The sequence below is a fragment of the Vibrio barjaei genome, assembly GCF_001639065.2.
Lineage (GTDB): Bacteria > Pseudomonadota > Gammaproteobacteria > Enterobacterales > Vibrionaceae > Vibrio > Vibrio barjaei.
Genome location: NZ_LQXO02000053.1, coordinates 356878 through 369901 on the forward strand (window position 1 = coordinate 356878; position 13024 = coordinate 369901).

The window sequence follows — 13024 nt, forward strand, 5'->3', positions numbered from 1 at the left end:
ATCGATGAATTCACTGAGGGCCCTGATTTGGGCCCTCAGCTATTTGTAATAATCTAAACAGGCTTACCCCATACTTCAATTTCTTGGAAGTTGTTCCATTTGAGTAGCTTGCTGTTCACAGGGTCATTATTGCCGTTACAAGTAATTCTTAGGAAACGAGCCTGTTGACCACCAAGCTCAACGTCCACATAACCAGTTGTATCTCCCGGAGTTTGATAACTCATGAGTTTAGTGAACTGCACTCCATCGCTACTTACCGATATATCCATAAAGTACTGCCTTACATCGCCCTTAGCTTGTGAAAAACGTAGCACATCAAGGCTAGATGTCTCTGACAACGTAATATCAAAATGAATTCCTTCGCCTTTAGCCGTCCATTTTGTCGTAGGGTCACCATCAATAGCCATCTCTGGCGTATGATCCACTCGTGTCACAGAGGCTGCGACACCGACGATTGCTAGATTTTCGCTTTCCGTTAAATCCTGTCCTAAGAAACCTAAGTAACGACTTGGAAAGTGATTTTCCTTGTCTGGCGACAAAGTTGGGAATATATAATCAACTCCTGACTCCGATAAGCCAAACCATCGACATAATGTCGCAGCATACTGTTCCGACGCTGTGGTAGGTATGAACTTGTTACCTATTGCGTCTGGACCATCCTTAACAAACTCTGGATAGCGACCATAAGCTTTGCCGCCTTTTACATTGCCGCCTATGACCAATTGGTTACTTCCCCACCCATGATCTGTGCCTCGATTGCTGTTATTTTGAATGGTTCTACCGAAGTCAGACATAGTGAAAGTTACTACGCTATCTTGCAATCCATCAGCCTCAAGTGAGGCATAGAATGCGGAAACAGCATCGTCAATCGTAGTCAACAAACCATCGTGTTTACCACGCTGATTGCTGTGATTATCGAACCCACCTAGCGATACAAAGAATACCTGACGTGCTTGATTGAGACCGCCACTTGATTGGATAAGCCTTTTAACCATTTTGAATTGAGATCCAAGATAACTAGAAGGAATGCTCGGGTCTTCTGGGTATTGGTCGAGCAGATTTCCCAATGTATCTTGAAAATCTAGGATGTCTTGGAAGCTCTGCAAGTATGCCTTACCAAATTCCGATGCATTGTTATCAGCAAGTAGTTTGGTAATATTATTGTTTACTGAATTTACCGACAAAGAGGACATTGCACGAATTCCCGATGAACTCACTCTAAGATCTTGGACTCCCGAACCATTCATTAGCTCGTTGCCACTGAAAGACAGATTAGGTGAAATGGATTCAGCCCCTGTCGCAAGTAGGTCCATCATCATTCCAGCCCAACCGTAAGGATGATATTGACTTGTCTCCCAGCTTCGCTGCCATGCCAGTTGCTGCTTATTATGCGCCCCCAAATTGGGAGAGCGTTTGACACTGTTATAGTTTTCCTTGGTCGTGGGCTCAATTAATGAACCAACATTAACGATACTTGTCGCCACTTTGGCCTCGAACAAACTGGATATTTTGGGCATAGCAGCATTGAGGGCTAAAGATTGCTGATTGTCGTCCATAATATGACCAATTTTCGACACCTCATGATCCCATAACTGAATATCTGGCCGGGAATCTCTATAATTATTTAAATTTTCTCCATCTTTTGGAACAAGCATATTAAAAGAATCATTGCCACCATAGAGAAATAAACAAACCAGGGCTTTATAATCACTTCCTTCATTTGCTAAAGCGCTCGACGGCAATGATAACGTCAATGGAATAGAAGTTGCTGCAGAACTATAAAGAGTGCTTTTAATAAAATTACGTCTTGTTAATTTCATAGTACTTTACTCCTGAACCATAAAGTTGGGAGAAATAAATGCAAAATAAAGCATGGCTGATACCGAGTAGGGTTTATTATTATCGCTTTTCGCATTCCATAAACCTTCAAATCGAGGCGCTAAATCTGCAGGAACTTCTCCCCCAAAGAATCGATTTGCAATTAAATTTATAAGCTGTGAGTAGTCTCCAGATGCCGATACGAAATCCGACACATCCGGATAGAGTTCTCCAGAACTATTTGAGCTAGTTTTATAACCATTATCGGTAACCAGTTTCCAAGCAATATTGCTCATTTTAACGGTTTGGTTCCAATCAATGATCTCAAGCTCAGGAGCAGTTAGCCCTTGCTCGCCAAGACCGCCCATTGGTAGGTAATCCGGAGAGTAGAAATTAAATACCGAAGGTGAACCCAGTGGATATTGACCAAAAGTGTCTTGATATAGCATGGCGTTTGGTGTGATAGTTGCGCCTGCCCCCGGTTTGCAATCCAAGGCACGATACAGATAGGTCATGGCCAATATGGGCTCACGAAGTTTCGCGCGAAACAAACTTCCTTCGGCATTTACTTCGTCATCAAGTAACACTGCTTTAATCACTGCCGCTAGGTCTCCATCCGTTTGTTTAAACACGGATGAGACTCGTCCTACATAGGCCGGAGTCGGATTAGAGGTGACAAATCGCTTAATCAACAAGGTAGAAATATTCGGGGCGGTATTAGGGTGCTTGACTAATACATCCAGCACGTGCTCGAGTTCTTGCTCCGCTCCAACACCAGCCGGAAAACTTTCTCCTAAAACCTCTTTTGATTCCATATCGTGGTATACATCGTTCGCTTCCATTGGAGCATTCATGCTGCTATTAGACATAAACCAACCAGTAAATATTCTTGCCATATCCTCTACATCGGTATCGTCATAATTAGCTTCGGGGTTACCTTGCTGGTCTAAATAAAGTGTTCCGTTTGGATTAAGCTTATTTAGACCTATCGTAAACAACTGCATGATTTCTCGTGCATAGTTTTGATCTGGATTCACACCAGTTTGAGACTTGGGAAGGTTACCCACCATAGTCAAGTAATGCCCCATGATGGGTGAGCGTGTGACATGGTAAAGCAGCGTTTTGTAGTCGCTAAAAGCGTATGTTGTCAGAATGTCATAATAGTTGGCTAACTCTAACGGATACGGTGCCAACTGCGCATCGCGGTCGCCCACAACCAGAATTTGACTGAGTGCGAAAGCAACTCGTTGACGTAACTGAGCCTCATCTTGCAGTGCAAGATCAAACCAAGCACAGACTCTCATTTCCTGAGTAAGGGTTGTTTGACCACGCTGTTGCTGCTGCACTAACGTTTGTGAAACATGGTTTGTGTAACTGAGGTTAATCTGTTGGTCGATCCAACCGTTTCTATCATCATTAACTAATAACGCTTCAACATCGCCTTTCTTAATTCCCATAGTCGCTGTATCAAGAAATTTAGACGCCTGTTTATATGATAAACCATCCATAGTTATTCCTTATATTACTCCCTAGCCCGCATTTATAAAACTAGTACCAACAAAATATATTTCAAACACAAAAACCAGATTTAAAATAATTCCACTGAAGCAAAATCACATATATAAAAAACAATACAAACACTTATCGACAGATTATATTAACCACAACAATTAGACTTTAAATAACATAATAGAATACATTAAAATAAGAACAATTACTTTAATAACAAATAGATCAAAATAACTCACGAAAAACAAAAGTATTTTTTAGGCGATTGTCAATCGTCGATAATCTAGATTAAATATTCCAATTTTCATCGAAGAATTTTATAAGGTGAGCAAATAACCGATTTTTAAAAAAATTATAGATTGCTTTTCTAGCTAGTTCCTGCACCATAGAGGCTAAACTAATGTGCTACTAGTAAGAAATATCATGAGATCTCTGCCATGGAATGCTTGGTTACTTGCCACTGTCCAGCCTTTTGTCCTCTCTGTAGGCGCTTTAAATGTATTTTTGGGAGGCATTGTCGGTACCAGTCTTCATAGTGACCCAACCCTCGCTACTTTTCCGGTCACTGCTTTGATTTTAGGCGTATCGCTTAATATCTTTCCCGCAGCTCGTATCCAAAGAAAAATCGGTCGAAAGCGCGCTTTTGTCATCGCTGCGCTAGTAAGCAGCATCGCGGCCTTCTTTGCAGCTTGGAACATCGATAATGGCAGTTTCTGGGGATTCTCACTGAGCACTTTTATTCTTGGTACTCAGTTAGCTTACGTCGGTCAATATCGATTCGCAGCAATAGAGAGTTGTGCAAACCCCTCTCAACACGCCAGTGTGATCAGTTTGGTTTTAGTAGGTGGCATTGCAGCAGCATGGGTTGGTCCTGAACTGCTCAATTTAGGCCAGTTTATCCCAATGTTTGAGTCTGATTACGCTCGGGCGTATGCGGCACTAGGGACTTTAGAGATCGTTGGTGCCCTTATTCTAGCTATCGCAATGAAACCCCTAGAGATACACGATAACAGTAACGAGGCAGGTGAAGCGCGCACCCTTTCACTTCTATTTAAACAGCCTCTACTTTGGCTCGCTATCGGTTCTGGACTTACCGCTTATGCGGTTATGGCTTTCTTAATGACCGCGACACCGCTTGCGATGTCAGGTCATGGACATGATATCCAAAGCGCAAAATGGGTCATTCAGAGTCATGTCATGGCAATGTACTTACCATCATTAATCACTCCGCTGATCATTAAACGCATCGGTCTCTACAAGTTGATATCCTTAGGTTGCATTATATTCCTTACTTGTATTGCCATCGCTCTACTAGGGCATTCCGTACACCATTACTGGTGGGCGTTAGTAGCGCTTGGTGTGGGTTGGAACTTCTTATTTATCGGAGGGACAACATTATTACCTCAAACATACACGCCTAGTGAGCGATTCAAAGTGCAAGCCGTAAACGATTTCTCTATTACTGGATTTCAAGCGGCAGGTTCTTTAGGAGCGGGATTCGTTCTCTATACCCAAGGCTGGGCATGGATGTTAATTGCCTCACTGTTTCCTATCGCGCTGTTGCTCGTCCTTAATCTAGTAGTTAAGAAATAACTCAGGTAAGCCACGTTTTAACACACATAACTATATAAGGCCGTCGATGACGGCCTTATTCGTGCTTAACAATAGGTACCAAGTTGGCAATGAGAGTAGCTGGCGTGCATGTCATTGACTTTAACAAGACGTTGATTTACGTCGCCCTGCCCCGCCAATTGAATCTGGTACCAACGGTTGTATCGCTTTTCGTCGGAAGTAATACTATCGGCAACGTACTTAAGAACCTGATCATACGTAGCAACATTTTTTTCTGAAAACCGATAACTATCAATAACGTCCTGCCGCTTTTCACCCAGCTGTTTAGCTAACGCAACACGGTCTTTTTTCATCTCAGTATCTTTTTCAGTCACTAAAATGGCTAGATAGTAGTAGGTTAATGCCGCATCTAACTGGCTTTTGTTAGCCGTTAAAGTATCCAAATGATATTTCACGTCATTTTCATCGGGGGATTGCTTATCAAAGGAGGCGACAAAGTCTTCGCTGTCCAACGCATCCCTTGAAAAAGACCAATCGTAAGCCACCAGCAACCCCAAAATCACAGGTAGTATCCACTTTTTCATCTAGAGCACTCTTTCTACTTGTCCAGAACGATACTCGAAGCTCTCCTCAGCCTCGACCCAACACTCCACCATCTCACCTTCTAACTCAAGGCTTTCGCAGTCCTCTAACACGCCAAACTGACCACTGGTAAGCATCACGACAATATCCATATGCATTTCCTTATGCAGTATCTAGATATGATCAAAATTAGTCGCTATACCCCAACTCTTCAAGGGAACGAGACTAAAGTCTTATCGACTAACGGACTCAAATCAATCACACATCCCCAGAAAATCCATTACTTAAACTAATCCACAAAAATTATTAAAATGTATTTACTAATTGAAAGCAGAGTAATTATTTAAAGCTAAATTGTATTTGAGATCTCAATCACGGATATACTTTGAATTCAAATATAATATAACCATCAATATGGAACTGGATAGATAAAATGAAACCAACAATGAAATTTAAACTAAAAGTTACGGAGTGCATCAAGCTGGTATTGCTTGCACTTCGTTCTTTTTGTTTGTTTTTCATACCACAATCTATTGATTCCGTAGATAAACTGACAAACGCATCTCAATCAGAACTCGCAACAGACGAGCTCAATCTTGCAGAGCAATACTCTAACTTATGGACTAAGAGCGCCGAACTCATCCCTCCATTTAGAGCAATTTCTCTTCCAATGGCAACAACTCGATTCAACCATGAATACATGTACGCTGTGCAACACGCTCGTCTACTACGTCTTGTATTGAGCTTTATTGCCATTGTAGGATTTACAGAGATTTTAAAAGCATGTCAGTACTCTGTACTTGAGAAAGCCTACGCTTTTCTTACATTAGTTGATAGAAACATCAAAAAAACACACAACTAGCGTTATCGCAGTTGTGTGTTTTTTTTTTACAATAAAAAGAGGATTACATTATGTTCATCGTGTGCGTTGCCGCTTGCCCTACTGGCGTAGCTCATACCTATATGGCCGCTGAAGCGCTTGAAGTTAAAGCCAAGGAATTGGGACTTGAAATTAAAGTCGAGACTCAAGGTAGTATGGGAGCTGAAAACGAAATTACACCTGAAGATATTGCGCGAGCTGACGCTGCTATTATCGCAGCTGATGTGGCAATAAATGGTGTAGAGCGTTTCGCTTCACTTCCTAAAATTGAATGCAAAGTAGCAGATCCGATTAAGCACGGCTCTGCTTTGTTTGAGGCGCTAACAGCGGAGGTGTAATTATGAGCCAGTTCAATGCAGGACAAAAATCAGTAGGTACTGAAATTAAGAATGCCATCATGACCGGTGTGTCATATATGCTCCCTTTCATCATTGCCGGCGCGGTACTGATGGGAGTTGCTCGTATCGGTGCCTCGTTTTATGGTGTTGATAACATTTGGGATGGCAGTCATTCTGAATCGGTACATCAACTAGTCAGACTGTTTCACGACTTTGACGGCTTCGGTGGTATGGCATTATCGCTAATGTTACCTGTTGTTGCAGGATACATCGCGTTTGCTATCGCTAATAAGCCAGCGATAGCACCAGGCATGATTGGTGGTTTGCTTGCCGGTAAAATCGGTACTGGTTTCCTAGGGGCGCTTGCCGCGGGCCTTCTCGCTGGTTACATCGTAAAATATCTAGCTACCAAAATTAAGCTACCAAAGTCACTAGCTTCTGCCGGACCAATTTTTATTATTCCTGTTGGCGGTACTCTGCTCGTTTGCGCACTAATGTCTTACGTAATCGGCGACCCAATGGCGGCATTGAATAGAGGTCTAGAAACATGGCTACTCTCGATGTCTGACGGAAACAAAATCGTTCTTGCAGCGGTAGTCGGTGGCATGGTCGGCTTTGACCTTGGAGGTCCAATCAATAAAGCGGCAGTCACTACGGCTATGGCTCTATTGGCTTCTGGCATTTATGACCCAAATACAGCAGCCCAAGTCGCTATTATTATTCCGCCTATTGGTATTGGTGTTGCGACGTTAATCTGGAAATCTCGCTTTCCTGCATCACTTCAAGAAGCAGGGAAAGCATCAACACTGATGGGGCTAATCGGTGTGTCAGAGGGCGCTATTCCCTTTGCACTGGCTAATCCAAAGATCATTGCAGTAAACGTTTTGGGCTCTGCCGTTGGTGCCGCTATGGCAGTAGGCTTAGGAGCTGTAAACAAAGCGCCAATCTCAGGTTTCTACGGCTGGCTTGCTGTTGAAAGCTGGTTTGTTTACGTCTTAGCAATAGCAACGGGCTCGGCCATCATTGCTGTAGGTTCCCTGTTGGTTTTCAATGGAGAACAAACTACAAAGCAAGACAAAACGGAAAACGCACCCAAATTTACCGTTTCCCGTTAAACAAATACTTCTTAGTTCAGGGCTAGTCACCTAGCCCTGAGATATACCTTCATTATAAAACTATTAGAGCCCATGCTCTGGGGTTAATCACGCCTTATGAAAACTATTCACTTAATTCAGCATACCCATTGGGATCGCGAATGGTATTTTACTGAGAACGATTCAAAAGCACTACTTTATTATTTTATGGACGATTTAATGTCTAATTTGGAACAAGATAATAATATCGGACCTTTTGTATTAGATGCTCAAACCGTTGTATTAGACGACTATTTTCAAGTTGCACCAGGACATAAAGAAAGATTAGAAAAACTTATCAAAAACCAAAGAATATTGATTGGCCCTTGGTATACTCAAACGGACTTTCTCACCGTCAGTGCTGAGTCAATCACTCGTAACCTACTGCTTGGGATGAGCGACTGTGAGAAATATGGACAAGCGATGAAAATCGGCTATGTTCCTGATTCCTTTGGGCAAACAGAACAACTACCAATGCTATTAAATCAATTCAATATTGATCGAGCAGTTCTATGGCGTGGTTGGTCTGAACGACTCGTCGCCAATACAGAATTTCAGTGGCAGAGCCAAGATGGGAGTGAGATAACAACAGCAGTCTTTCCATGGGGTTATGGGTGTTCAAAATGGTTACCTACTGACCCTATGAGTTTTACCGAAGCTATTACTTCCAATGCACGAAAGCAATGCCAGTTCGCAGCGAGTGAGCACGTCATGCTTCCGAATGGCAATGACCAATCACCTTTTGAGTTTCAGGTAGTTAACCTTCTTGATCATGCCAACCAAACTCAAGATGAATTTCACTTTGTGAACAGTTCTTTCGATGACTATTTCGATGCACTTGCTACATCGGCGCCCACTCTAAATTGCTTCAAAGGTGAAATGCTCGATCCTAAGTATATGAGAATTCATCGTGGCATTTTCTCGACACGAATGGATATTAAGCTCGCGAACGAAAAGTTAGAAACCCTAGTCAGTCGTTATTTGGAGCCTTTGCTGGCATTAAACTACACCAATGGACTGCCTTACCCACAAAATGCCGTTAATCAGATCTGGCGTGAAGCCATGAAAAGTCATGCACACGATAGTATCGGTGGTTGCAACTCAGACCGTGTAAATGCAATGGTTCTTAATCGTCTTTTGTCAGGCATCGAAACCGCTGAGCAATTGTTAGAACTCAACTTCAGAAAGTTAACGCAAGGTATTCAAGCCTCTGTCGATGGCACAAAAATCGTAGTCTTCAATAGTGTTCCGAAGAAACGTGACAGTTTGGTTGAAGTTACCATCTACACCCCATCTGACCAATTTAAAATCGTCGATAGGCAAGGTAACGAACTGCAATATCAAATCATTGACGAATCTCAACAAGATATGTCGACGATCATTCAGGAACTGTCGAATAACACAACAACAACTTGGTATAGAAAAATCTCCATGATGGTGAGTGTTAAGGATATCCCTGCATGTGGTTATACAACGATTTACCTTCAAGAAGATAAGCTAAGTGCAACTAACTCTGACACAATCCGCCGCCAAGAATCAGTAATCAGTAACCAATGGTTCACGCTTGAATACCAAACTAACGGTACACTGCATCTTGTCGACCATAGGAATGGTGCTCAATACCCGAACCTGTTCGAAATCTGTGATGGTTCTGACGAAGGTGACAACTACAATTTTTCTCCACTCCTCAATGATTGGGTAATTAGCAGTAAGAGCGCCGAACACACCGTGTCTGTAGAAACAGGCGTATTAACGTCAACCATGACATTAAATTTCTCCATGGTGCTTCCTAAAAACCTTGATGAGAGAAAGCAACACGTCGCTTCAACTCGACTTCCTATTTCTCTCAAAATCACTCTACGTAATGATCGTCCTGCCATTGATGTAGACGTTGATTTAGATAACTGCGTTTTGGACCACCGTTTACAAATCAACTTCCCTACTGGCATTGAGTGCTCACAACACATGGCAGACCAACCATTTGGCTTGGTCACTCGAGAGAACGTACCGAGTGAGCTTGATATCTGGCAACAAGAATCGTGGACTGAAGCGCCCGTTGCTAACTATCCGATGCAATCAATGGTGCTACATCGTAATGCGTTGCGAGGGTTAGGTGTTGTCACAAAAGGATTACGCGAATACGAGTTTCATCAAGACACACCTAACTCTATTGCTATTACCCTACTACGCAGCGTTGGCTGGCTTGGACAAGCAAATCTCACTTATCGACCAGGTCGTGCCTCTGGTATGGTCCTTCCTGCTCCTGACTCTCAAATTCAAGGCCGTCATCAGTTCTCTCTTTCTCTGGTTCCTTTCTGTAGTGAAGAGGAAGCTGACTACTGGCAAACCGTTGAGTGTATCAATACACCCGTCATCAGCCATGTCGGCACTGACTGGGCAAGGTTCAGACTCAACCCTACAACGCTTGTCGTCCCAGAATCACAAAGCCTGGTCGAATGGAACAATTCTCTGCACTTCAGTACATTAAAGAAATCTGAGCACTCAGAACAAATTATTTTACGTGCTTTCAACCCTACTTTATCTTCGTGCGAATTTGGCGATATTCAAACTCCTTACTCATACCAAAATGTTCAACTAGACGAACGTAGCCCAGTAGAAAAAACGGCAGACATACCACCATGCCGACCAGTAACAATAAGCCTTGCAACCAAAGCACTATGAGAAACGACAATGACTAATCTTAATTTTATCTGCCCACTACCAAATGGTTTACATGCGCGACCTGCCAAAGAAATTGAGCTACGAGCAAATCGATTCAACTGCGACATTCTCTTAGTCAACAGCTCAAAAGATAAAACTGCTAATGCGAAAAGTGTCTTGTCTATGATTAGTGCCGATATCTTGGAAGGCGATCATTGCCAGTTTATTTTCACTGGCTCAGACGCCAACGAGGCACTTCTCTTTTTTCAAGCATTTGTTGATACTGAACTCAGCCATATCGACAATGCGATAGACACACAGAGTGTCCAATTAAGCGAACAACCTCTTCCCGTTGGTTTAATGCGTGCAGCACCTCGTTATGTACGAGGTACCGTTGCTTCAGTCGGTTTGGGTGAGGCTAGTGCTACTCTCTGGCAACAAACTGACCTCAGAAAAATGGCCGCTTCATTACCGAGCCAGACGTCATCTTGTATCGAGAGTGAATTACAGAGTGCTTTGAAAGCGTTACAATTAAACCTTTTGAAGAAGCAAGCTGGCTCTGAAGGCGATTGTAAAGAGATACTCGAAGCACACTTGAAGATTGCCCAAGATGAAGAGCTAAGTCGTGCTCTAATGATGCAAAATAAAGCGTTAAACGCTCTTGATGCGATCGCAAACGCATGTGACAAATTATGTGCGCCACTCGAAAACAGCGCTAGTGACTATTTGAAAGAACGAGCGCTCGATATCAAAGATATCGCGCTTCAACTTGCTAGCATTGTGCGCGATGAAGACCTGAGTCAAATGCCGACGATCACAGCACCAACTATCTTGGTCTCGGACACGCTACTCACCCCGAGCCAGCTTCTTGCTCTTCCGAAGGCTCTAATTCAAGGTATTGTGATGGGTGAAGGTGGCAGCACTTCTCACACCATCATCTTGGCTCGCTCTTTTAATATTCCTGTTTTAGTCGGAATAGAAAACCTTACTAAACAGATTATCGAAGGCCAACGGCTCGTTGTTGATGCCATTAGTGGCGCATTGATTTTAGAGAGTAACGAAGCTTGTGATGCGTTCTATCAACTAGAGAGCAAAAAACTCCACACACTTTCGGCTCAAACCGAGGAGTTTAAGGATCTTAAAGTAACGACACTCGATAAAGAAAAGGTTAACGTTCTCGCCAATATAGTCTCAAGCGAAGAAGCTCAAGGTATCTATTCGTCTGGAGCAGATGGCATAGGGCTATATCGAACTGAAATGCTGTTCTGCGAGCGCACTACTCCACCATCTGAGGAAGAGCAATTCCAACATTATTCAGATGTTGTGAAACATAGCCAAGGAAACAAGGTGGTGATTCGAACCCTCGATATAGGCGGTGACAAACCTTGTGCTTATATGGGTTTTCCAGCAGAAGACAACCCTTTCTTAGGTTATCGTGCTGTCAGAATGTACCCTCAATATGACGCCATTATACGTTCTCAGCTTCGCGCATTACTTAGAGCCAGTTGTTTTGGTGAAGTGTCTATCATGGTACCTATGATTTCTAACCTTAATGAAATCATCTGGTGCAGAGAGCTCATTGACGAACTGACTATCGAACTTGCCAATGAAGGGCATCAGTTAGGCGATATCCGTCTTGGTGCAATGGCAGAGGTTCCTTCCATTGCTTACATCTTCGAACAGGCATCTGAGTTCATCGATTTCATTTCTATTGGTAGTAACGACCTAGCGCAATACTTCTTTGCATGTGACCGAGGAAATAAAACCATCGCAGGCCTTTACGACCACTTCAACCCTGCCTTTATCGCATTTCTAAAGCAGTTGATTGGTTCGGCAAAAGCGGCCAAGTTAGAGGTTAGTCTGTGTGGCGAGTTCGCTGCTGACCCTATCGCGCAGCCCTTATTACTGGGTTGTGGACTCACACAGTTTTCTATGGCAGCCTCGAAAATAGCCGCAAGTAAACGTGCCTTAACTCGACTTACCGTAAACGAGTGTGAAACTTTAGTTAATGAAGTACTTACCTTAACTAATAGCGAGCAAGTGAAAGCGCGTGTCGCAGCGTTTTACAACAGCAGTGACAGCAAAGAAACACTCGATGAAGCGCTCGTATTTACTCAACAATCTATTACATCGAAAGAAGAAGCCATAAAGCTACTCTGCGATAACTTAGAGATTAACGAGCGCACAGGTTGTGCAAATGAGGTTGAACGAGCGATTTGGGACAGAGAAGCCGTGTTTTCAACCGCACTGGGGTTTTCAGTAGCGATTCCTCACTGTAAATCTTCCAGTGTCTCGCATAATAGTGTCTCAGTTCTCACCTTAGACACCCCTATCTCTTGGGGTGAGGATGTCGATGTAGATATTATTATCATGCTTACTGTCACTGAAGAGGGTAAGGATTCACATATGAAGATTTTCTCGAAAATAGCACGCAAACTCATGCATGAAGATTTCCGTCTCTCTTTGCAGCAAGCTCATGAACGGAAGCAAGTCATCGACATTTTGAATAACGCAATCAACGCCTAAAGCTT

General features: G+C 43.0%; 10 protein-coding genes. 6 read left to right on the forward strand and 4 right to left on the reverse strand.

Annotated elements, in window-relative coordinates:
• Positions 1–53: 53 nt before the first annotated feature.
• Complete coding sequence (locus tag AWH66_RS22240; RefSeq protein WP_063603413.1) at positions 54–1820, reverse strand: DUF1501 domain-containing protein; 1767 nt, start codon at positions 1818–1820, stop codon at positions 54–56.
• A gap of 6 nt (positions 1821–1826) precedes the next feature.
• The gene (locus AWH66_RS22245; protein ID WP_063603412.1) at positions 1827–3326 is read right to left on the reverse strand and encodes a DUF1800 domain-containing protein; all 1500 of its coding nucleotides are present in this window, start codon (positions 3324–3326) and stop codon (positions 1827–1829) included.
• Positions 3327–3750: 424 nt separating this feature from the next.
• Between AWH66_RS22245 and AWH66_RS22250 the strand changes: the two genes are divergently transcribed.
• A complete protein-coding gene (locus AWH66_RS22250; protein ID WP_063603411.1) occupies positions 3751–4920 on the forward strand; it encodes an MFS transporter in 1170 nt (389 codons plus the stop codon).
• Positions 4921–4985: 65 nt separating this feature from the next.
• Here AWH66_RS22250 and AWH66_RS22255 read toward each other — a convergent pair whose 3' ends face one another.
• Together AWH66_RS22255 and AWH66_RS26025 are read right to left on the reverse strand one after the other, a co-directional pair.
• Entirely contained in the window at positions 4986–5483 is a 498-nt protein-coding gene (locus AWH66_RS22255) for a hypothetical protein (RefSeq protein ID WP_038226653.1), read from the reverse strand.
• Positions 5484–5633, reverse strand: coding sequence for a hypothetical protein (locus AWH66_RS26025; protein WP_006070452.1), 150 nt, complete (start codon positions 5631–5633; stop codon positions 5484–5486).
• A gap of 293 nt (positions 5634–5926) precedes the next feature.
• Here AWH66_RS26025 and AWH66_RS22260 point away from each other — a divergent pair, with 293 nt between their 5' ends.
• From AWH66_RS22260 to ptsP, 5 genes are all read left to right on the forward strand, one after another.
• Entirely contained in the window at positions 5927–6343 is a 417-nt protein-coding gene (locus AWH66_RS22260; RefSeq protein WP_143081558.1) for a hypothetical protein, read from the forward strand.
• A 50-nt stretch (positions 6344–6393) separates the two neighbouring features.
• On the forward strand, positions 6394–6699 hold the full coding sequence (locus AWH66_RS22265) for a PTS fructose transporter subunit IIB (RefSeq protein WP_031494346.1): 306 nt from the start codon (positions 6394–6396) through the stop codon (positions 6697–6699).
• A gap of 2 nt (positions 6700–6701) precedes the next feature.
• The gene (locus tag AWH66_RS22270; RefSeq protein ID WP_063603409.1) at positions 6702–7814 is read left to right on the forward strand and encodes a PTS fructose transporter subunit IIC; all 1113 of its coding nucleotides are present in this window, start codon (positions 6702–6704) and stop codon (positions 7812–7814) included.
• 96 nt (positions 7815–7910) lie between these two features.
• On the forward strand, positions 7911–10514 hold the full coding sequence (locus AWH66_RS22275) for a glycoside hydrolase family 38 N-terminal domain-containing protein (RefSeq protein WP_063603408.1): 2604 nt from the start codon (positions 7911–7913) through the stop codon (positions 10512–10514).
• A gap of 9 nt (positions 10515–10523) precedes the next feature.
• A complete protein-coding gene (gene ptsP, locus AWH66_RS22280; RefSeq protein ID WP_063603407.1) occupies positions 10524–13019 on the forward strand; it encodes a phosphoenolpyruvate--protein phosphotransferase in 2496 nt (831 codons plus the stop codon).
• The last annotated feature ends 5 nt before the right edge of the window (positions 13020–13024 follow it).

What these genes read in the sequence shown, in the direction of transcription:
- AWH66_RS22240 (WP_063603413.1), bottom strand. Translation starts at nt 1,820, where the DNA reads ATGAAATTAACAAGACGTAATTTTATTAAAAGCACTCTTTATAGTTCT.
- AWH66_RS22245 (WP_063603412.1), bottom strand. Translation starts at nt 3,326, where the DNA reads ATGGATGGTTTATCATATAAACAGGCGTCTAAATTTCTTGATACAGCG.
- AWH66_RS22250 (WP_063603411.1), top strand. Translation starts at nt 3,751, where the DNA reads ATGAGATCTCTGCCATGGAATGCTTGGTTACTTGCCACTGTCCAGCCT.
- AWH66_RS22255 (WP_038226653.1), bottom strand. Translation starts at nt 5,483, where the DNA reads ATGAAAAAGTGGATACTACCTGTGATTTTGGGGTTGCTGGTGGCTTAC.
- AWH66_RS26025 (WP_006070452.1), bottom strand. Translation starts at nt 5,633, where the DNA reads ATGGATATTGTCGTGATGCTTACCAGTGGTCAGTTTGGCGTGTTAGAG.
- AWH66_RS22260 (WP_143081558.1), top strand. Translation starts at nt 5,927, where the DNA reads ATGAAATTTAAACTAAAAGTTACGGAGTGCATCAAGCTGGTATTGCTT.
- AWH66_RS22265 (WP_031494346.1), top strand. Translation starts at nt 6,394, where the DNA reads ATGTTCATCGTGTGCGTTGCCGCTTGCCCTACTGGCGTAGCTCATACC.
- AWH66_RS22270 (WP_063603409.1), top strand. Translation starts at nt 6,702, where the DNA reads ATGAGCCAGTTCAATGCAGGACAAAAATCAGTAGGTACTGAAATTAAG.
- AWH66_RS22275 (WP_063603408.1), top strand. Translation starts at nt 7,911, where the DNA reads ATGAAAACTATTCACTTAATTCAGCATACCCATTGGGATCGCGAATGG.
- ptsP (WP_063603407.1), top strand. Translation starts at nt 10,524, where the DNA reads ATGACTAATCTTAATTTTATCTGCCCACTACCAAATGGTTTACATGCG.